The sequence below is a fragment of the Geodermatophilus ruber genome, assembly GCF_900114385.1.
Lineage (GTDB): Bacteria > Actinomycetota > Actinomycetes > Mycobacteriales > Geodermatophilaceae > Geodermatophilus > Geodermatophilus ruber.
The window spans coordinates 80703-100992 of record NZ_FOSW01000002.1; the positions used below are offsets into that span (position 1 = coordinate 80703).

The 20290-nt window shown below is 73.5% G+C and carries 19 protein-coding genes; 6 read left to right on the top strand and 13 right to left on the bottom strand.

Annotation, left to right across the window (positions count from 1 at the left end; translation table 11 throughout):
* The first annotated feature begins 140 nt into the window (after positions 1 to 140).
* Positions 141 to 2231, top strand: coding sequence for a M14 family zinc carboxypeptidase (locus BMZ50_RS03150; protein WP_091321199.1), 2091 nt, complete (start codon positions 141 to 143; stop codon positions 2229 to 2231).
* Between the two features lie 70 nt (positions 2232 to 2301).
* Here BMZ50_RS03150 and BMZ50_RS25195 read toward each other — a convergent pair whose 3' ends face one another.
* From BMZ50_RS25195 to nthB, 7 genes are all read right to left on the bottom strand, one after another.
* Entirely contained in the window at positions 2302 to 2682 is a 381-nt protein-coding gene (locus tag BMZ50_RS25195; RefSeq protein ID WP_425431988.1) for a DUF6308 family protein, read from the bottom strand.
* 35 nt (positions 2683 to 2717) lie between these two features.
* On the bottom strand, positions 2718 to 4757 hold the full coding sequence (locus BMZ50_RS03155; RefSeq protein ID WP_091321201.1) for a putative bifunctional diguanylate cyclase/phosphodiesterase: 2040 nt from the start codon (positions 4755 to 4757) through the stop codon (positions 2718 to 2720).
* A 247-nt stretch (positions 4758 to 5004) separates the two neighbouring features.
* The gene (locus BMZ50_RS23580) at positions 5005 to 5226 is read right to left on the bottom strand and encodes a hypothetical protein (protein ID WP_143087066.1); all 222 of its coding nucleotides are present in this window, start codon (positions 5224 to 5226) and stop codon (positions 5005 to 5007) included.
* Between the two features lie 45 nt (positions 5227 to 5271).
* Positions 5272 to 6360, bottom strand: coding sequence for an NAD(P)/FAD-dependent oxidoreductase (locus BMZ50_RS03160; protein WP_091321203.1), 1089 nt, complete (start codon positions 6358 to 6360; stop codon positions 5272 to 5274).
* Positions 6361 to 6370: 10 nt separating this feature from the next.
* The gene (locus tag BMZ50_RS03165) at positions 6371 to 6649 is read right to left on the bottom strand and encodes an SH3-like domain-containing protein (RefSeq protein ID WP_091321205.1); all 279 of its coding nucleotides are present in this window, start codon (positions 6647 to 6649) and stop codon (positions 6371 to 6373) included.
* Positions 6646 to 7239 carry a nitrile hydratase subunit alpha gene (nthA, locus tag BMZ50_RS03170; RefSeq protein WP_091321207.1) on the bottom strand — a complete coding sequence of 198 codons (594 nt, stop codon included), beginning with the start codon at positions 7237 to 7239 and terminating at the stop codon, positions 6646 to 6648. Before nthA ends, BMZ50_RS03165 begins: the two co-directional genes overlap by 4 nt.
* 37 nt (positions 7240 to 7276) lie before the next feature.
* Positions 7277 to 7900 (bottom strand): nitrile hydratase subunit beta, encoded by a 624-nt coding sequence (nthB, locus tag BMZ50_RS03175; protein WP_143087067.1) that lies wholly within the window; start codon positions 7898 to 7900, stop codon positions 7277 to 7279.
* Between the two features lie 167 nt (positions 7901 to 8067).
* Between nthB and BMZ50_RS24940 the strand changes: the two genes are divergently transcribed.
* Together BMZ50_RS24940 and BMZ50_RS03180 are read left to right on the top strand one after the other, a co-directional pair.
* Entirely contained in the window at positions 8068 to 8202 is a 135-nt protein-coding gene (locus BMZ50_RS24940) for a hypothetical protein (protein WP_281245386.1), read from the top strand.
* 56 nt (positions 8203 to 8258) lie between these two features.
* Positions 8259 to 9854: a methyl-accepting chemotaxis protein gene (locus tag BMZ50_RS03180; RefSeq protein WP_177212617.1), complete on the top strand. Its 1596-nt coding sequence runs from the start codon at positions 8259 to 8261 to the stop codon at positions 9852 to 9854.
* A 298-nt stretch (positions 9855 to 10152) separates the two neighbouring features.
* Here BMZ50_RS03180 and BMZ50_RS25200 read toward each other — a convergent pair whose 3' ends face one another.
* Positions 10153 to 10614 (bottom strand): YceI family protein, encoded by a 462-nt coding sequence (locus BMZ50_RS25200; protein ID WP_425431989.1) that lies wholly within the window; start codon positions 10612 to 10614, stop codon positions 10153 to 10155.
* A gap of 39 nt (positions 10615 to 10653) precedes the next feature.
* Here BMZ50_RS25200 and BMZ50_RS03190 point away from each other — a divergent pair, with 39 nt between their 5' ends.
* Positions 10654 to 12726, top strand: a complete 2073-nt coding sequence (locus BMZ50_RS03190; protein WP_091321214.1) for a cation:proton antiporter domain-containing protein — start codon at positions 10654 to 10656, stop codon at positions 12724 to 12726.
* Positions 12727 to 12870: 144 nt separating this feature from the next.
* Here the strand turns inward: BMZ50_RS03190 and BMZ50_RS03195 are convergent, their stop codons facing one another.
* Together BMZ50_RS03195 and BMZ50_RS03200 are read right to left on the bottom strand one after the other, a co-directional pair.
* Positions 12871 to 13758, bottom strand: a complete 888-nt coding sequence (locus tag BMZ50_RS03195; protein ID WP_091321216.1) for an NAD(P)H-hydrate dehydratase — start codon at positions 13756 to 13758, stop codon at positions 12871 to 12873.
* The gene (locus tag BMZ50_RS03200; RefSeq protein WP_091321218.1) at positions 13742 to 14482 is read right to left on the bottom strand and encodes a histidine phosphatase family protein; all 741 of its coding nucleotides are present in this window, start codon (positions 14480 to 14482) and stop codon (positions 13742 to 13744) included. Before BMZ50_RS03200 ends, BMZ50_RS03195 begins: the two co-directional genes overlap by 17 nt.
* A 160-nt stretch (positions 14483 to 14642) precedes the next feature.
* On the opposite strand from BMZ50_RS03200, the gene BMZ50_RS03205 reads away from it, so the two are divergent.
* On the top strand, positions 14643 to 15722 hold the full coding sequence (locus tag BMZ50_RS03205; protein ID WP_091321881.1) for a DUF3616 domain-containing protein: 1080 nt from the start codon (positions 14643 to 14645) through the stop codon (positions 15720 to 15722).
* Between the two features lie 18 nt (positions 15723 to 15740).
* Here the strand turns inward: BMZ50_RS03205 and BMZ50_RS03210 are convergent, their stop codons facing one another.
* Positions 15741 to 16274, bottom strand: coding sequence for an Lrp/AsnC family transcriptional regulator (locus BMZ50_RS03210; protein WP_091321220.1), 534 nt, complete (start codon positions 16272 to 16274; stop codon positions 15741 to 15743).
* A 171-nt stretch (positions 16275 to 16445) separates the two neighbouring features.
* On the opposite strand from BMZ50_RS03210, the gene hppD reads away from it, so the two are divergent.
* Positions 16446 to 17651 (top strand): 4-hydroxyphenylpyruvate dioxygenase, encoded by a 1206-nt coding sequence (gene hppD, locus BMZ50_RS03215; protein ID WP_091321222.1) that lies wholly within the window; start codon positions 16446 to 16448, stop codon positions 17649 to 17651.
* Between the two features lie 9 nt (positions 17652 to 17660).
* On the opposite strand, the gene BMZ50_RS03220 is transcribed toward hppD, so the two are convergent.
* Positions 17661 to 18758, bottom strand: a complete 1098-nt coding sequence (locus BMZ50_RS03220; RefSeq protein ID WP_218146073.1) for a calcium:cation antiporter — start codon at positions 18756 to 18758, stop codon at positions 17661 to 17663.
* A gap of 74 nt (positions 18759 to 18832) precedes the next feature.
* Complete coding sequence (locus BMZ50_RS03225; RefSeq protein WP_091321227.1) at positions 18833 to 20260, bottom strand: DUF2252 domain-containing protein; 1428 nt, start codon at positions 20258 to 20260, stop codon at positions 18833 to 18835.
* Positions 20261 to 20290 lie beyond the last annotated feature (30 nt).

A 20290-nucleotide genomic window follows, 5' to 3' on the forward strand; every position in this document is an offset into this window, starting at 1 on the left:
AAGGACACGCTCATCCCTCGGTGTAGCTGCCGCACGCCGCGCGGTCCAGGGGGCTTGCCGCGCGCCGCGTGACCTCCCGCCAGCGCGCTCGTTCTCTCGGCAACTCGACAGATTCGCTGTCCAGACCGAGAGGCACACCCATGCTTCCTGCGCTCCGCAGACGGACCGCTCTCGCAGGCATCAGCACCGCAGTGCTGGTCGGCCTCACCACGGCGGGCCTCACCGTGCCGGCCGCCGCCGAGGACGAGGTGTTCCGCCCGCAACTGGTCACCGTCGACACCCCGACGCGCGAGGACAAGCAGCTCCTGCAGACCCTCGGCCTGGACCTCACCGAGCACGCAGGCCACGACTACGTCGAGGTCGTCCTGCACACGCCGGCCGACGTCGCCGCGCTCGCGGCGGCCGGCCTGGGCTTCGACGTCCGCATCCCCGACCTGCTGGCCCGCGAGGCGGAGATCAACCGGCTCAACGCGGCCTACGCGGCGGCGACGGTCAGCTCGCCGCTGCCGTCCGGGCGCGACACCTACCGCACGCTCGACGACTACAACGCCGACATGGCCGCCTTGGCACAGGACCACCCCGACCTGGTCAAGACGTTCACCCTGCCCCACCCGTCGCTCGACGGGCGACCGATCCAGGGTGTCGAGATCGGCAAGGACGTGACCGGCCCGGACCGCGGGCTGCCCGTCTTCCTCATGCTGGGCGTGCACCACGCGCGCGAGTGGCCCTCCGGCGAGCACGCGATGGAGTTCGCCGTCGACCTGGTCAAGAACTACGGCACCGACCGGCGGATCACCGACCTCGTCGACCGCTCCCGGGTCATCGTCGTCCCGGTGGTGAACGTCGACGGGTTCGAGCTCTCCCGCACCGACGGCGCACTGATCGACCTCCGCGAGACCGACGGCGGCGGCACCGCGACGATCCTGGGCACCCCCGGCAACGCCTACAAGCGCAAGAACTGCCGCCTCGTCGACGGGCAGGACACCCCGGACGGCGCCTGCCGGGCGGGCAGCCTCACCAGCCCCGGGGGTTTCGGGACCGGCGTCGACCTCAACCGCAACTACGGCGGCTACTGGGGCGGTCCGGGCGCCTCCGACCTGTTCGCCGACCCCACGTACCGGGGCGCCGCCGCCTTCTCGGAGCCGGAGACGCAGAACATCCGCGAACTCGTCAGCGGCCGGCAGGTGACGACGCTGATCACCAACCACACGTTCTCGAACCTGGTGCTACGGCCGAACGGCGCCGCACCCGATCTCGTGCCGGGCAGCGAGGGCATCCCGCTCGGTGATCCGTTCGACGAGGCCGCGCTCAAGGAGCTCGGCGACGCGATGGCCGCGCAGAACGGGTACACCAGCCAGCACGCGTGGGAGCTCTACGACACCACCGGCTCCACGGAGGACTGGTCGTACAACGCGACCGGCGGCTTCGGCTACACCTTCGAGATCGGCCCGGACGAGTTCCACCCGCCGTTCCCCGAGGTGATCGACGAGTACCTGGGCGCCGGGGCGTACGCCGGCAAGGGCAACCGCGAGGCGTACCTCCTGGCCCTGGAGAACGCGGTGAACCCGGAGACCCACTCGGTGCTCACCGGCAAGGCACCGGCCGGTGCGACCCTGCGGCTGAGGAAGACCTTCGCCAGCCCCACCTGGGAGGGGTCGATCCAGGACACCCTCGACACGACGATGACTGTCGGGCCGAACGGCCGCTACACCTGGCACGTCAACCCCTCCACCCGTCCGGTGGTCATGGACCGGCAGGTCGAGACGGTCTCCGGTGAGCCGGTGCAGGAGCAGTCCTGGAGCGGGACGACGGCGCCGCTGCAGTCCACCGACCAGGAGTTCGCGGTCACCCAGGACGTCGACCTGCTCGAGATCACCCTCGACTGGCCGACCCCCGACGACCTCGACCTCGAGGTCTACCGGAAGAACACCGACGGCTCGCTGACCCAGGTCGGCAGCTCGGGCAATGCGGTCGCGGAGAAGGAGCGGGTGCTCCTGCAGGACCCGGCCCGGGGCGCCTACGTCCTGCGGGTCAGCAACTTCGCGTCGGTGACGCCGAGCTGGACGCTGACCGCGGCGCTGTTCCAGGCGGAGACGTCGACGGTGCCCGGGCTGGTCGAGGCGTGGACGCTCACCTGCGAGCGCGACGGCCGCGTCGTCCAGCGGGTGCCGGTGGTCGTCGACCGCGGGCAGCAGCTTCGGGTCGACCTCACCGCCTGCGGCAGGCGCTGAGCGCAGAGTTTCGCGGAGTGGGACGCCGGGCAGGCCCGGCGTCCCACTCCCGTGCGGTCGGCGTCCACCCTCACCGTAGGGGGGGGCCGCGGGGCAGCCAGGTCCACAGGACGACGTCGAGCACGCGCAGCGGCACCTTGTCGCAGCGCACTCCGTGGGTGCACTGCACGTGCGCGGTGAGCTGCTCAAGCCGGTGACGGACATCGGGGTCTCCGAAGAGCGTCGCGAACACCTGCCAGTCGACTCGGCGGGTCCCGGTCCGCCGGACCGGTGTCCCGTACAGCCCGGGGCCTTCGCAGACCACTCGGTCGCGCCCCGGGAACAGCCGGGGGCGCTTGCGGGCGCACAGCTTTGAGTCGCTCGCCGCGCCGCACCGCCCCCGGGACCACCATCGCCGACGGCGCTGCTGACCCTCGCGTCGCCGTCCGCGTCGGAGGCGGCGACCGGTCACCGACCGCCGGGTCCGTCCTCGTCAGGTCCCCACCGTCAGCGGAGCGCGGCCTCCAGGTCGGTGGCGGACATCGGCAACCCGATGTAGAAGCCCTGCGCGGCCTCACAACCCATCTCGCGCAGCTGCGCCATCTGGGCGGCCGTCTCCACGCCCTCGGCGGTGGTGCCGAGCTCAAGCGCGGAGCACAGGCGGAGCATCGCCTCCACGATCGCGGTGCTCGCCTTGTCCTGGCCGAGGCGCATGGTGAAAGTCCGGTCGAGCTTCACGGTGTCCACCGGGATCTGCTGCAGCCAGGTCAGCGAGCAGTAGCCGGTGCCGAAGTCGTCCAACGCGACGTGGTGGCCGTCCGACCGGACGGTTCGCACGGTCTCGATGGTGCGCGCCAGGTCGGCCGCGGCGGCCCGCTCGGTGATCTCGATCTCCAGCTTCGCCGCGTCGATGTCGGTCCGCGCCCGGGTGCTCTCGATGAGGTGGGGCATCCGGGGGTCGTTCAGCTCCCGATTGGAGAAGTTCACGCAGACGCCGAGCCCGAACCCGGTACGGCCCCAGGTCGCGACCTGGGCAGTGGCTGCGCGCAGCACCCACTCGGCGAGGGGGAACAGCAGCCCGGCCTCCTCGGCCACCGGGAGGAACGCGGCGGGTAGCAGCAGCCCGTGCTCGGGATGCGCCCAGCGCAGCAGGGCCTCGGCCGCGAAGACCCGGTCGTGAACCAAGTTCAGCTTGGGCTGGTACAGGAGGAACAACTGGTCGTTGCTGACCAGTGCCTGGCGGAGGTCAGCCTCCAGGCGCAGGCGCCGGCTGACGTTCTCGCTGAGCCTGCCGCTGTAGACCTGGACCTGGCCGCGACCGAGACGCTTGGCCTCGTACAGGGCCGAGTCGGCCGCGCGCATCATCTCGTCGGCGCTCTGCGGTGGTGTCCGCGAGAGCGCTACGCCGACCGAGGTGCCCACGAGGACCTCCACCGCGTCCTCCTCGAGCCGGTAGGGACCGGCGATCGCGGACACCACCCGCTCGGCCACGTGGCCGGCCTGCTCCTCGTCGGTCAGCTCGGGGCAGAGCACGGCGAACTCGTCGCCGCCGAAGCGCGCCACGGTGTCGCCCGGCCGGACCGCTTCGCGCAGCCGCTGCGCCACCTCGCGCAGCAGGGCGTCGCCGGCAGCGTGGCCCAAGGTGTCGTTGATCAGCTTGAACCGGTCGAGGTCGCACATGAGCACCGCGACGCGCTCGTCCCGGTGCCGGGCGGCGCCGGCGAGCGCCAGCTCCAGGTGGTCGATGAACAACCTCCGGTTCGCCAGGCCGGTGAGCACGTCGTGGGTGGCGGCGAACTCCAGCCGGGACCGCAGCTCGATGGGCACGGTCACGTCCCGCCAGTTGACGACGACGGCGTGCACACCCGCGGTCTGCAGGTGGTTGGAACCCCGGCCGTGCACCCAGCGGACCCGACCGTCCCGCGTCCGCACCCGGAACTCCGCCTCGGCCACTGCGCCCGGTGGGGCGGCCAGAACGTCGGCGAATGCCTGCTCGACGGCGGCCTGGTCTCTCGGGTCGATCATCACCCGGAAGTGCTCACCGACCACCTCCTGCGGGGTGTAGCCCAGGACCGCGGTGACCCCCGGGCTGATGTAGTGGCTTACCCCGGAGCGATCGATGACCTGGATGACGTCGGCCGCGGACTCGACCAGCGCACGGAAGGCCCGCTCCTCCACCGTCGGCTGGCCCGCTCCCCCCGGTGCGACCAGGGCCGCCACCCGGTCGCCGATGGCCAGGGCCGGCACGTCGAGCGGCTCCTGCGCGCCCGCCGCCGGAAGTCCCAGCCGGGACCATCCGCCGACCGCCACCACCCGCGCCAGCTCCGCGACGAGCGCGTGCCCGCCCCGGGCGACCTGGCCCACCCGGGCGCCCGGCGCCAGGGCGGGGTCGAGCAGCCGTCCGGCGACGCCGACGAGACGCTCGACCAGGAAGTCGACGACCGCGTGGGCCTCGCCGGTCAGCGCCCGGAAGACGACGCCCCCTTGTTCCGGGTGTGTCCCCAGTGCCGCGAGCAGCGCCTCGTCCGCCTCGTCGTGCTCCACCATCAGGACCACCTCCAGGAGACGGCGGCCGGCGTTCCGGCGTCCCTACCCCGCGACGGGTACGGCAAGCCGGGCCCTCCCGACCACTTCTCGGGCGCACGGTGGCCGGCGGGAACCGATGGCGGACGCGCCGACAGTCCGAGATCCACGTCGCCGCCGGCGCCGACGTCAGCCGACCCGAGGCGTCGTGGACGGGCCGCCCGGCGCGATAGGTCATTCCGGTGCGGGACGGCACCGCGGATGCCGGGGCTCACCGTGTCGCGGTGATCGTGACGGTCCCGTTCACCGCGTCACGGTGATACGGCTCGAAGTCCCGCTCCACGGTGACGAACCTCGACAGCGCATCCTGACGTTCGGACAGGTCGTCGCCCTCGGCGTCGCGCTCTGCGTCATCGCGCACGTGGTCGGCCAGCACGGCTGGCTGCTCGTGGCGGTGCCCGCCGCCGTCGTCGCGGGCACGCGGCTCGTCCACGGGGTGAGCGCGCGCCGGAGGATCGCCGTCCGCTAGTTCCAGGGCTCACCGCACCTCGCCCAGGGGCCGGAGGCGGGCGGGATCGAACGGGGTCAGGTCGGTGCTCCGCGCGTGCCCGGCGATGATGAGCTCGGCCAGTGCCTCGCCGGTCGCCGGAGCCTCCAGCATGCCCCAGACGCTGTGGCCGGTGGCCACGTAGGCACCGTCGACGCCGGGCACCCGGCCGATCAGCGGCAGCCCGTCCTGGGTGACCGGCCGGTGGCAGGCCTGCCGGACCAGGATGCGGTTCCGGTCGAAGGCCGGCGACAGCCGGGCGCACAGCGCCTCGAGCCGGCTGATCGCCACCGGGTCCGGGGTGACCTCGGCGGGGTCGGCCGGCAGCGGAGCCCGCTCGGAGAACGCGGTGACGTACGTCGTCCCGTCCGCACGGGGGAACACCTCGGGCGTCAGCACGGCGCCGGTCTCCTCCTGGTACTCCAGGAAGAGGGCGTCCGGTGGCACCGCCGTGCCGGTGTCGAAGACGAGGCTGTGGCCTCGGTCGGGGACGACGCCGGGCAGCGGCAGCCACGCTGCCGCACGGGCCGTCCACGGCCCCATCGCGACGACGACGGCGTCGGCGGGGACGGGCGCGCCGTCGACCTCGGCACCGGTGGCCCGCGAGCCGTCGCGGACCACCCCGGTGACCCGGCCGTGCCGCAGCTGGGCGCCCCGGCGGCGCGCCGCGCCCAGCACGGCCTCGGTGAACCGGGCCGGATGGATCACCGCGGTGTCCTCGGGCGTGCCCAGCCGGCCGGTGACGACCACGGCATCGCTGAGCCAGTCCAGGGTGATCGGGCCGTGGCCCGGCGCGGCCCGCCCCGCCGGGACGTAGCCCGCGTACGCGGTCACGCCGTGGAACGCCCAGTCGGCGTCGACCTCGTCCGGGAGCCGGGCGTGCAGCTCGAAGCTGCGGCGGGTGAGCGCGTCCAGCGGGGTGCCGGCGTTCCAGTCCCGGGCGAGGAACGCCCCCGAGCGGCCGGACGCCGCGCAGGCGACGCCGGTCTGCTCGACGACGGTCACCTCGACCCCGCCGCGGGTCAGGAAGTACGCAGTGCAGGCGCCGATCACGCCGCCGCCGCAGATCACCACCCGCATCGGCTGCCGGTCAGTCCGCGATCCGCCGGGCCACCGCGTCCCGGCCCAGCAGGCCGGCGCCGACCACCAGCTCCTCCAGCGCGGCGGTCCAGCTGTCCCAGTACGCCCGTTCGGGCCGGTCGGCGATCGCATCCACGAGGCAGCGGCGGAACGGGGCCCAGTCGCCGTCGAAGCGGCGCGCCACCACCCCCGCGGCCAGGCCGAAGACCCGGCCCTGCCAGGGCGCGTCGAAGACCGGCTCGCCGTTGCGGCGCGGCGGGGCCGCCGTCCCGTCCAGGTCGAGCCTCACGGGACCGCCACCCCGACCATCGAGTCCCGGGTCACCAGCGCGGCCAGCTCTGCCTCGGACAGGCCCTCGGTCCCGGGGGGCCGCTCCGGCAGTACCAGGTACCGGCTCTCGGCGGAGCTGTCCCACACCTGGATCTCGACGGACTCGTGGAGCGGGCAGCCCATCTCGGCGAGCAGGGTCCGCGGCTCGCGCACCATGCGGGCGCGGTACGGCGGGTCCTTGTACCAGTTCGGCGGCAGCCCGAGCACCGCCCACGGGTAGCAGGAGCACAGCGTGCACACGACGACGTGGTGCACCTCGGGGCCGTTCGCCACGACGGTGAGGTGCTCGATCTCCGGCCCCTGGATGCCGAGCTCGTGCACCGCCCGCGTGCCGTTCGCGAGCAGGTGCTCCCGGTAGGCCGGGTCCACCCAGGCCCGCGCGACCACGCGGGCGCCGTGCATCGGGCCGAGTTGGGTCTCGTACGCCTGCTGCACCGCGTCGATGTACTCGGGGCTGACCAGCCCCTGCTCGGCGAGCAGCTCCTCCAGCGCGGCCGCGCGGCGTTCGACCGGCGCCGGCGGCGTGCCGTGGTGGTGGCCGGTGGTCATGGGTGCACCCCCGGTGGTCGTGGTAGGTCGCCGGTTGCTACGGCGTCTCCAGGTAGCTGTCCCAGAGGTCGGCGTTCAGCCGGACGCCGGTCTGCCGGTCGCCCCAGACCTCACCGGCGTCGAACCGGACCGTGTAGACGGTCTCCCGCACCCGCCGCGGGGCGTGGACCTCCACGTCGGGGAGGCTCACCGCGCCATGGCGCCGCAGCACCGTGCCGACGTGCCCGCGCAGGTACCCGGGGCAGCGGGTGTGGCCCAGTGGATGCCACCGCCGGACCCGGACGCGGTCACCGGCGGTGAACCGCGCCGCACCGGTCCCCGGGTTCTCGACCCCGTGCACCCGGGGCGGGTGGGCGAGCGGGAAGGGGCCACCCGCCCGCTTCTCCAGCTGCTCGCGGCTGAGCAGCCCCGTCTCCACCGCGGTCGTCGCCGCGGCGGTGAGCCAGTGCTCGTAGTACGGGGAGCCGAGGTAGTGCACCGGGTCCATGCGCTCCACGGCGTACCGGAAAGAGGACAACGTGTAGTTCGGGGCCCGCGCCGACGCCGCGGAGACCAGCACCATCGCGGCGGCCTCCCAGCGGGCTCGGAAGACCGGCTCGCGGGGGTCGACGCGGACGGCGCCGAAGTCCATCCGGCCGCCCAGGTCGTGGGGACCGTCCACGGACCCCAGCGTGACAGCTCGCGAGGCGGCGGGCCACCCGGTGTCCGCGGTCCGGCTGACGGGGAGGTTCACCAGCGCCCTGCCGACTCGCCGGTCAGGCCCGAGTAGCCTGCCGCGCCGCGCAGCCCGGCCGACACCGTGGACCCAGCGCCAGCCCTACGGTCCGGATGAAGGCACCGGACATCATCGCCGGCAGCGCCACCACGAATCCGTTCATGGCTGCCCTGGAACGGGTCGACCAGGTGATCCGGGACATCAGCCGGGACCGGATCGGGTGGCTCCCCGACGCTCAGCTGAAGTGAGAGCACGTGGTGCCGATAGAGGCCTCGACATGTCCTTCCTCGGATGGAGCCGATCGTTGTCCCTGACCCCGTCGTTCCTGCGGCGCAGCGTGCGTACCCGGCTCCTCGCCGCCTTCCTCGGCGTGGCTGCCGTCATGGTGACCCTGGGGCTGATCAACGTCGCCCAGATGTCGTCGATCCACCAGCAGGTGGAGGAGCTCGCCGCGCGGGACGTGGCGCCGCTGGCCGACCTGCAGCAGGTGACCGACGACTTCCAGGCCTACTCGGTGCACGGGCTGGTCGCAGCCGTCTCCGGGGTCACGGGTCAGTTCCAGGTGGCGGCGGCGCAGACCGATCTGCAGGAGCAGGCGCGACAGCGGACCGACGCCTCCATCGAGGCGCTGATCGCCCACACCCCGGATGAGATGAAGGCGCAGTCGGAGCAGATCGCCGCCACCTGGCAGGACATGGCCGACAAGGACGCCACCTACCGGGCCGCCGCGGCGGCGCAGGCCCCGAACGCCAAGGCGCTCGGCGACGCCGCCACGGCCGCCTACCTTCAGCTCCAGACCGAGATCGCCGACCTGACCGACGCCTTCGTCGCCGACGAGGCGACCAACCGCGCGAAGATCGGCGACAGCTTCGCGACGGCCCGCTTGTGGACGCTGATCCTCCTCGGCGGTGGCACCGCCCTCGCCCTCGCCCTCGGCATCGCCATCGCGCGCGACATCCGCCGCCGGATCGTGCCCGTCCGCGAGGCGGCCCAGGCCCTGGCGCGCGGCGACCTGTCGCACGAGATCACCCACCGGTCCGACGACGAGCTCGGCCAGTTGGGCGAAGCGCTCTCCGACGGCATGGGCCGGATCCGCGAAATGGTCACCGGCGTCGTCAGCTCCGCAGGCACGATGACCGCCCTGGTCGACGACCTCGATCGTGCAACCGCCGACGTGGTCGACGCCTCCCGCACCGGTGCCGAGCACGCGCAGTCGGTCTCCGCGACCGCCGCGTCCGTCTCTGGCAACGTGGCCCAGGTCGCGACCGGCGCCGAGGAGATGAGCTCCTCCATCCGCGAGATCTCCCGCTCCGCGCAGGAGGCCGCCGCCGTCGCCGACGACGCCGTCCGGATCGTGTCGAGCACCAACGACACCCTCACCCAGCTGGGCAGCTCGTCCGCCGAGATCGGCAACGTCATCAAGGTGATCACCGGAATCGCGGAGCAGACGAACCTGCTGGCGCTCAACGCCACCATCGAGGCCGCGCGGGCCGGTGAGGCGGGCAAGGGCTTCGCCGTCGTCGCCAACGAGGTCAAGGAGCTGGCGCAGGAGACGGCCAAGGCGACCGAGGACGTCTCGCAGCGCATCCAGGCGATCCAGGCCGATTCCGGCGAGGCGGTGCGCGCGATCGGGCAGATCGGTCAGACCGTGGACCAGATCAGCGCACTGCAGACGACGATCGCCGCGGCGGTCGAGCAGCAGACGGCGGCCGCGGCGGAGATCGACCGCAGCATCGGCGTCGCTGCTCGCGGCAGCCAGGACATCGCCACGGGGGCCGAGGCCGTCGCCGAGTCCTCGGAGGTCAGCGCGGGGCGGATCGAAGAGTCGCGCAGCCTGGCCGAGCAGCTGGCTGCGAAGGCCTCGGAGCTGCGTCGGCAGGTCGACCAGTTCACGGTCTGACGGAGCCGACTCTCCCTGTAGGAAGGCCGGCGGCGTCCTGGTGCGGGCTTGTACGGTTCGGCGTCACGAGCGACCTGATCACCGTGACGTTCGTCGCCGGCAGATGGACATTGACTGGCCATCGACAGCTGATGCGAACGGCCAGGAAACAGCCACGCTGGCTCGGACAGCAATGTTCCGGATTCGGCCAGCGGGACGTTCCTGACCGCTGAGGCACGTCCACCGGCCCGGTCCTGCGTTGCAGGGCCGGGCCGGTGGCGTACGGGAACATCTGCGAGCGGCCGCGGCGCCCGCACGATCAGCACCGGGGGCCTCGGCGGCAATCGAGGGCCCCGGCAGCAGCCGGGGCCCTCGCGTCTCCGGTCAGCGCCTCCCTCCGTGGGAACTCGTCCATCGCGACGAGGGCGTTGCTGCGCCAGTGGGCGTGACGCCGGGCTTTGCGGGTACCGATGCCCGCGACGTCGATCGTCACGCGGACACTCGAGCCGGCGGGGTCGTCACCGTCGATGGTGGAGGTGCCCCCGAGCTCGTTGAACGAGCCGCGCACCTTCGTGAGCATCGCGTGCCGGGCGACGGAGCCGGTGCGGGTGTGGTCGGGTCGAGGCTGTGGGTGCCGGTCCTGTAGGTGTCGGAGGGCGCCGTGCTCCAGCCATTCGTCAGGCAGATCCTGTCCCGGCCCGCTGAGCCGGCGTCCGAGCTGCGGGGCTCCGGTGCAGCGGCCGGCTGAGGCTGCTGCCGGGGCCGCTGCCGTGCAGGTCACGGCGCCGCTCCCTCGAGACCGGGACCTCCGGTGACCGCCATGACGCCTCCCGGAGAGCTGGCGATGGCAGCCGGGGAGGTGTCGGGCTACCTGGGGCCGGTCGCCGCCCTGGTCGCCGCGGCCGCGGCGATCGGCTACCTCACCGCGCGGGCTCGTGTGGTGCCGATCGTGGGGTTCCTCGTCGCCGGGGTCCTCCTCGGTCCCTCCCAGCTGGGTGTCATCGAGAACAGCGAGATGGTCCGGGCGGCCGCCGAGATCGGCGTCATCCTGCTGCTGTTCACCATCGGCATCGAGTTCTCGCTGGAGCGGCTGGCGCGGGTCTGGACCTGGATCGCGGTCGCCGGCGGGCTGCAACTGCTCCTGGCCACCGGCGCCGGCCTGGCTCTGACGCTCGCCTTGGGCGGTACCTGGCGAGACGGGGTCTTCACCGGGTTCCTGATCTCCTTGTCCTCGACGGCCATCGTGCTCAAGCTGCTCGGGGACCGCCGGGAGACTGCCACCACCCGGGGCCGACTGGCCGTGGCCGTGCTGATCGCCCAGGACCTCGCGGTCGTCGGGATGGTGCTGATCGTTCCGCTGCTCGGCTCGGGGGCGGAGGGCGGGACCGGGCTCGGCTCGCTGGTGCGGGCGATCCTGACCGCCGTCGCCGTCGTCGCCGCCGTCCTTGTGGTGGCTCGTCGGGTGATGCCTCCAGCGCTGGACGTGGTGGCCCGCATCTGTTCCCCCGAGGTCTTCCTGCTCACGATCGTCGCCGTCTGCCTCGGCACCGCCTACCTGACCGCGCTGGCCGGCGTGAGCGTGTCGCTGGGCGCCTTCCTCGCCGGCCTGGTGGTCAGCGAGAGCGGGGCCAGCACCCATGTGCTGTCCGAGGTGCTGCCGCTGCAGATCATCTTCAGCGCGGTGTTCTTCGTCTCCGTGGGCATGCTGCTCGACCTGGGGTTCGTCCTGGACAACGTCCTCCTGGTGCTCGCCGCGGCAGCCGTGGTGCTGGTGGTCAAGGCGCTGACGACCGCAGCGGCCGCCACGGCGGTGCGCATCCCCGTCCGGACGGCGGCGGCCACCGGTCTGCTGCTGGCGCAGATCGGCGAGTTCTCCTTCGTGCTCCTCACGGTGGGCACCGCCGCCGGGCTCGCCCCGCTGGGCCGCGGTCAGGACGCAGCGCAGGTCGTGGTCGCCACGACCGTTCTGCTCATGCTGGCCACCCCTGTGCTGGCTGCGGCAGCGGCGCGGGTGGATCGTCCGGGCACCGGGACGCCCCGCGATGCCGTGCCGGCCGGCGGGGCGTCACCTGCCGGTCCGGACGGCGGCGGCGAGCACGCGGTCGCCGACCACGACTCCCTCCGTGACCACGTGGTGATCATCGGATGGGGTCCTACAGCGCTGGACATCGCCGAGACCCTCCAGCACCGCGGCGTCCCGGTGCTCATGACCACGCTGAACCCCGATGGTGCCGCCGAGGCCGAGGCCGCCGGGGTCCGAGTGGTCCGTGGCGACCCGACCAAGGTGGCGGTGCTGCGGGCGGCGGGAGTGCCGGCCGCGCGACTGGTCGTGGTGGCGGAGGACGAGCCCGAACAGGCGCTGCGGGTGGTCCGGGCCGTCCGCGCGGTGACCACGGCGCCGATCCTCGTCCGGCCGCTGGGCGAGGTGGACGTCACCGAGTTCGCCGCGGCCGGAGCCGACCACGTCGTGGATCCCCGGCACGTCTCCGGGCACGCCCTGCTGCAGTCGGTACTGGCCGAGCTCGGCCACGCCGAGACAGCGCCCGACCGGCGCCGGACGGTCGTGGACACCGCGCGGGTGATCCGCTACCCCTGGCCCGACGCCGGGGAGGACTGCGGGCATGCAGAGGCGTCGCGGCCGGTCGTCCCGCGGGCCCCCGGCTGCGTGGCGTGCCTGCGGGCGGGGACGGACTGGGTGCACCTGCGGATCTGCCTGAGCTGCGGACACGTCGGGTGCTGCGACTCCTCACGGCACCGCCACGCCCGCGTGCACGCCCACACCGACGGCCATCCGCTGGTCGTCTCCGCCGAGCCGGGGGAGTCCTGGGGGTACTGCTTCGTCGACGACGTCACCGTGCCGGCACCGGCCCAGGCGGCGCCGAGGCTGCGCTGACGAAGCACGGGCAGGCCGATACGGGCTCTGCAGGACACCGCGGGCTGCGGCGGGACGTGCGCAGGTGGAGGGTTGATGGGCAGCGTCCGTGTTCGCCGGCGACGAGGTCGCTCAGCGGGCGAGCCCCTCGAGGCGACGGCTGGGTCAGAGCTCGATCTCCTCCTGCACCCGGGGTATCTCCGCCGGGAGCTCGCGGGCGAGGAACCCGAGCTTGCCGATCGCCGCGGCCAGCCGCTCCCCGGCCCGGCCGTGCAGATGGGCGCCCCAGGCGGCGGCCTGGTCGGGCTCGGCCCCGCGGGCCAGCAGCCCGGCGGTGACGCCGGCCCGGACGTCGCCGGAGCCGGAGACCCCCAGCCCCGCGCCGCCGCTCTGGTCGCACCACAGCGCGCCGGTGGGCGAGGCGATCCAGGAGGTCGCCCCACCCAGCGCGACGGTCGCCTGCGCCCGCTGCGCGAGCTCGAGCGCCGCGCCGGCGGGATCGGCCTCGACCTCGTCGAGCTCCCGGTGCAGCGTGATCGCCAGTTCCTTCGGGTTGGGCGTGAGCACCGCCCGCCCCTGCAGCCGGTGCAGGCAGGTCGGGTCCGCGGTCACGCTGGCCAGCCCCAGGGCGTCCAGGACGACGGGGCACGTCAGGTGCTCCAGCAGCTGGTCGGTGAAGCCCCGGGTCTCCTCCACGTCCCTCATGCCCGGCCCGACCAGCACCGCGGAGGCCTCCGTGGCCAGGTCGAGCACCCGCTCGGCCGCATCCGCGGCGACGGCCCCGCCCGGCGTCTCGGGCAGGGCACGGACCAGCGCCTCCGGCAGGTTCACCGACAGCGAGCCCACGACGCCGGCCACGGTCGCGACCTGCAGCTTGCCGGCGCCGGCGCGCAGCGCCCCCTCCGCCGCCAGCAGCACCGCTCCCGGTACCTCGGCGCTGCCGCCGACGATCAGGATCTGGCCGCGGGACTCCTTCCCCCCGGTGGGCTCGGGCAGCGGCCAGGCACGCAGCAGCTGCGGGGTGATCAGGTCGTGCTCAGGCGCGGCTGACATCGGGTTCCTCGGTGACGGGTTCCTCGGCGCGGGTCAGATGCCCCACGGCGTTGAAGTCGACGAGCTGCAGCGTCCCGTCCGGGCCGGTCTCGTACCGGGTCACCGAGCAGTTCGCGATCGGCTCGCGCTTGTCGATGTCGAGCAGCTCCTGCTCGGTGAGCTCCTCGAGCACGTAGCGGAAGACCAGGATCACCGCCTGGTGCGAGACGACCATCAGCCGCTCGCCGGCGTGGCGCAGTTCGGCGGTCGTCAGCACGCTGCGCACCCGCAGGGCCGCGTCGGCCCAGCTCTCTCCGCCCGGCGGGCGGTAGTAGAACTTGCCGAGCAGGTCTCGGCGCTTCGCCTCCTGCGGGTACTCGGCCCGGATCCCGGGTCGGGTCATCCCGTCGAAGGCGCCGAAGTCCCGCTCGCGGAGCCGCTCGTCGAACCGGACCGGCAGGTCCAGGCCGCTGACCTGCACCGCGATCTGCGCCGTGTCCGCCGCCCGGGTGAACGGCGAGCTCAGCAGCGCGGTCGGTCGCTGAGCGGCGGGCAGCTCGCGCAGCCAGGCGCCCAGCGCCTCGGCCTGGTGGCGGCCGGTGTCCGAGAGGGGCACGTCGGGGTCCCGGACGTCGAGCTCCAGGCGCGGCGCCCCGGCCTCGGTGGCGCGCGCGTCGGCCAGGTTGCCCTGGCTCTCGGCGTGCCGCACCAGCCACAGCGCGCTCGGACCCGGTGTCGCGGTCATCCGGCCTCCCGGCAGCTCGGGGGAGCGCCGGCGGGCTCACCGGCGCCGTCCTGCCTAGCCCGTCCGGCCTCCCGGCAAACGAGGGCAGCGGACGGTCGACGGTGGGGTGGCGCGCGCCACGGCGGTCCCCGCGCCGCCGACGGAGTGCCAGGGTGGTGGCGTGACTGTGGAACGGACGGTCCGGCTGCAGTTCGAGGAGTCGGCGCGGGCCGCCGGCACCCACACCAACCTCTCGGCCGTCCGCAGCGACAGCGGCGTCCTCTGGGTGGCCGGCGACGAGACCGCGACGGTCGAGCGGCTGGTCGCCGACGACCCGGCCGAACCGCACCGGTACGCGCAGCAGACCAGCTTCCGCCTGGCCGACCTCGTGCAGCTGCCCGGGGCCGACGAGGACGAGCAGGAGGCCGACATCGAGGGCCTGGCCCGGCACGGCTCCTTCCTGTGGGCGGTCGGGTCGCACAGCCTGCGCCGCAGGCAGATCAAGTCCAAGCACAGCGGGGGGAAGGCGCTCCGCCGGCTGGCCAGGGTCACCGGCCAGCCCAACCGCCAGATCCTCGTCCGGCTCCCGGTCGCCGTCGTCGACGGCCTGCCGACAGTCGTCCGGGAGCTCGAGGCCGACGGCGTACGGCACCGGGCCGCGTCCTTCGGGGCGCACGGCACCAACCTGCGGGAGATCCTGGCCGACGACGAGCACCTGGGCCCCTTCCTGCCGCTGCCGGGCAAGGACAACGGTCTGGACGTCGAGGGCATCGCCGTCGCCGGGGCGCGGGTGTACCTCGGCCTGCGCGGTCCGGTGCTGCGCGGCTGGGCAGTGGTCCTGGAGCTGCGTCCCGAGGTCGACCCCGACGCGCCGGAGCGGCTCCGCCTGGCGCCCTTCGACGATGACGGCCGGCCTTACCGCAAGCACGTCCTGCGCCTGCGGGGCCTCGGGGTGCGCGACCTGTGCCCGCACGGCGACGACCTGCTCGTCCTGGCCGGGCCCACCATGGACCTCGACGGGCCGGTGCACGTCTTCCGCTGGCACGAGGCCCTGCGCGCAGAAGCGCCACAGGTCGTCCGCGGCGACCTGCTCACGCGGGAGCTCGACCTGCCCTACGGCGACGGCTACGACCACGCGGAGGGCATCGGGCTGCTCGGTCTGGCCGTCAGCCCGCGTCTGCTGGTGGTGTACGACAGCCCGTCCCCGGCTCGGCTGGCCGACGACGGCAGCGTCCTCGCCGACGTGGTCCCCCTGCCGTAGTCGGCCCGGGCGATCGGCTCACGTGGCGGAGCGGCTGGTGCCGTCCCCCTGCGGCATGCCGGACCGGCCGGCGCCGGGCGCCGCCTCGGACTCCAGCAGCGGCCGGGTCCGCCACGGGACCAGCTCCGAGAGCGCCACGACGCTGGTCGAGCGCACCACCGCCGAGGACCGGTTGAGGTCGAGGAGGGCCTGTTGCAGCGCCTCGTGCGAGCTGGCGGCGACCCGGCACAGAACGTCGCCGCTCCCGGTGGTGGCGTGCGCCTCCAGCACCCCGGGGATGCTCTCGAGGTCGCGCCGCACGGCCTCGATCGCGCCCTGGGCGATCTCCAGGGTCACGAAGGCGTGCACCCCGAAACCGGCCGCGCGGACGTCGACGTCCGGCCCGTAGCCGGTGATCACGCCGGCGTCCTCCATGTGCTGCAGCCGGGCCGCCACGGTGCCCCGGGCCACGCCGGTGATCCGGGCCAGCTCCAGGTGCCCGGCCCGGGGGTGCGCCTCGAGGGCCGCCAGCAGGGCCAGATCGAGCGCGTCGAGCGCGCGCCTCTCGGTCATCCCGGTCGACCTCCCGGTCCGGTGGCTCCGCGGTCCAGCTGTGCGCTATGGCCAGCTTAGCGGCGGTCGGACTGGCTGGGATGGGCAGTCGGTCCAGCATCAGGGCTACCGCTTGCCCAGCACGTACTCCTCCGGTGCAGTGGGGGTCCGCCCCGGTGAGAGGAGACGACCATGACCCTCGAGCAGACGCTCAGCGACGAGGAGCGCCTGGCGCAGCTGGACGCAGACCAGCTCCGGCAGCTGGTCGGGCTGGTCGAGTACGACGCCTCCGGCGACCCGTTCCCGGTCTCCGGCTGGGACGCCCTGGTATGGATCGCCGGGAACGCCACGCAGACCGCGCACTTCTTCCAGTCGGCGTTCGGCATGGAGCTGGTCGCCTACTCCGGCCCCGAGACCGGCAACCGCGACCACCTCGCCTACGTCCTGCGGTCGGGGGCGGCCCGCTTCGTCATCACCGGCGCCTACGACCCCGCCAGTCCGCTGGCCGACCACCACCGCCGGCACGGCGACGGCATCGTCGACATCGCCCTCGCGGTGCCCGACGTCGACCGGTGCATCGCCCACGCCCGGAGCCAGGGCGCCACCGTGCTGGAGGAGCCGCACGACGCCAGCGACGAGCACGGCACCGTCCGCGTGGCCGCGATCGCCGCCTACGGCGACACCCGGCACACCCTGGTCGACCGCTCGCGCTACACCGGCCCGTACCTGCCCGGGTACATCGCCCGCAGCTCGACCCGCGTCCGGCGGGAGGGCACGCCGAAGCGGCTGTTCCAGGCCGTCGACCACGTCGTCGGCAATGTGGAGCTCGGCGCCATGGACCGGTGGGTGGACTTCTACAACCGGGTCATGGGCTTCACCAACATGGCCGAGTTCGTCGGCGAGGACATCGCCACCGAGTACTCGGCGCTGATGAGCAAGGTCGTCGCCAACGGCAACCACCGGGTGAAGTTCCCGCTCAACGAGCCGGCGATCGGCAAGAAGAAGTCGCAGATCGACGAGTACCTGGAGTTCTACGGCGGCCCGGGCGCCCAGCACGTCGCGCTGGCCACCAACGACATCCTGGCCACGGTCGACGCGCTGCGGGCCGAGGGCATCGAGTTCCTCAGCACCCCGGACTCCTACTACGAGGACCCGCAGCTGCGGGCCCGGATCGGCTCGGTGCGGGTCCCGATCGAGGAGCTGCAGCGGCGCGGCATCCTGGTCGACCGGGACGAGGACGGCTACCTGCTGCAGATCTTCACCAAGCCGATCGGTGACCGGCCCACGGTCTTCTTCGAGCTCATCGAGCGGCACGGGTCGCTCGGCTTCGGCATCGGCAACTTCAAGGCCCTGTTCGAGGCGATCGAGCGGGAGCAGGCCTCGCGCGGCAACTTCTGATCGGCGCCGTCAGGGGTTGACGGACAGGAACAGGAAGGCCGCGAGCAGCACCAGGTGCACCCCGCCCTGCAGGCGGGTCGCCCGGCCGGGCACCACGGTCAGGATGCCGACGGTGACGGTGAGCGCGAGCAGCACCATCTGGGTGGCCTCCAGGCCGAGCAGCAGCGGCCCGTCCAGCCAGATCGTGGCGACCGCGATCGCCGGGATGGTGAGCCCGATGCTGGCCATCGCCGACCCGAGCGCCAGGTTGAGGCTGGTCTGGGTGCGGTGGCGGGTAGCGGCCCGGTACGCCGCCAGGGTCTCCGGCAGCAGCACCAGCAGCGCGATCACCACACCGACGAAGGACGGCGGGAAGCCGACGGCCCGCACCCCCGCCTCGATCGCCGGTGACTCCACCTTCGCCAGCCCGACCACGGCGACGAGGGCCAGCACGAGCAGCGCCAGGCTGGCCGCGGCAGCCCGGTTGCTCGGCGGGGCCGCGTGCGACTCGTCGTCGGCCGCGGCCCCTCCGGCGGGGACCGGGAGGAAGAAGTCGCGGTGCCGCACGGTCTGCGTCAGCACGAACATCCCGTAGAGCAGCAGCGAGGCGACCGCGGCGAACGTCAGCTGCGAGGGGGAGAACTCCGGGCCGGGCCGGCTGGAGGTGAAGTTCGGGAGCACCAGGCTCAGCGTGGCCAGGGAGGCCACGGTGGCCAGCGCCGCCCCGGTGCCCTCCGCGTTGAACAGCGTGACCCCGTAGCGGATCGCGCCGACCAGCAACGAGAGGCCGAGGATGCCGTTGGTCGTGATCATCACGGCGGCGAACACCGTGTCGCGGGCCAACGACGCGGTCTCCGGACCCCCGGACACCATCAGCGTCACGATCAGCGCCACCTCGATCACGGTGACCGCGACGGCCAGCACCAGCGACCCGAACGGCTCACCCACCCGGTGCGCGACCACCTCGGCGTGGTGCACCGCCGCCAGCACCGCGCCGGCGAGGATCAGCGCGACCAGGCCGACCAGCACCGGGCCGAGGTCGCGGCCCCAGGTCAGGGCGAGGACCAGGCCCGCGAGGACCGGGACGAACGTCGACCACTGGAGGAGCGCACGGTTGCCGCCAGCCACGGGGTCAGCCTTGCAGAGCCCGCGGCCCCGGATGGCCCGCATCGCTCGGAGCCGGCCGTGCTCGCCGGCCCGGGTCAGACCCCGACCTCGGCGGGCAGGACACCGCGCCGGACGGCGCCGACGAGGTCGGCGTGGTCGCGCTCGGTCTGGTCGGCGTAGGCGCGGGAGAACCGGCACAGCGCCTCGCCGACCTTCCGCCCGCCGCCCAGGTATCCCGCGATCATCGAGGCCCCGCTGGTGCGGGCGTGCCCCTTGGCCAGCAGGTAGCCGCAGATGCCCGCGTAGTCGACGAGCGCCGCGGCGTCGATGCCGTCGACGGTGATGGCGCCCTTCATGTCCCGGAACTGGCGGACGTAGTACTGGACGTCGCCCACGGCGGTCCAGCCGAGCAGGGGGTCGCTCACCGTCTGCAGCGCCTGTTGGTACTCCACGACGCGCTGCCCCTGGTGGGCGTGCCAGGCCGACTCGCCGTGCACGAACGGCGCGACCACCGAGCGCCGGGCCTGCTTGAGCTGCAGGAACAGCACGTCGTCGGCGCTGCTGCCCTCGCACAGCGCGACCCAGGCCCGCAGTCCGACCGAGCCGACCCCGACGACCTTGTGCGCGATGTCGACGATCCGGTAGCCGCCCACGACCCGGGCCCAGTAGGGCGCCAGGGTGGTGAGGTAGCCGTCCAGCGCCTCGGCGAGCTGTTCGGCCTCGGCCGGCTCCGGGCGGGTGATCAGCGGCGGCTCCTCGACGATCCGCCGGGTGCCGTCGCGCTGCTCGGTGAACCGGGGCAGCGCGCGGTCGCTGGTGCGCCGGCGGGCGCGGCGGGCGGACTCCTCGATCTCGGCGCGCAGGCTGGAGCGGGATGCGGTGTGGAGCATCCGGTCGACGTCCAGCCGCTCGTAGGACCGTGCGAGAAGCGGCTGCTCGGCCAGCGTCGCGATCTGCAGCCGGTACTCCGCGACGCACCGCGTCACCGCCTCGTCGCACGAGCTCTCCGACGATCCGTTCTGCCGCCCGGCCACCCGGATGCTGGCCGCGAGCCGGCGCAGATCCCATTCCCAGGCGCCCGGGTGCGCCTCGTCGAAGTCGTTCAGGTCGAAGACCAGATCCCGCTCGGGGGAGGCGTAGAAGCCGAAGTTGCCCAGGTGGGCGTCGCCGCAGATGACCGGCGTGATGCCCGTGGCGGGCAGCCGGGCGAAATCCTCCGCGTGCACGTTCGCCGCACCGCGGAGAAAGGCGTAGGGGGACGCGATCATCCGCCCGATGCGGATGGGAACCAGCCGTTCCAGCCGGCCCGCGTGCGAGCGGATCACCAGCTCGGCGACATCGGGGCGGTCGGCCGGGGCGGTCCAGTCGGCGAGCGCGGCGCGAGGCGCCCGCCGCCGCAATCGGCGGCCGAGCGCATAGCGCTCGGTGCGCGGTGGCGTGCTCTGCCGCAACGAGGAGAACCCGCGGCTGTCGGCCGCGGCGAGGACGGTGTGTCGGTGCCGCTCGACCCGCTGACCGGTCATTCGCAGAGCCTGGCAGCAAAGCGCCGCGCC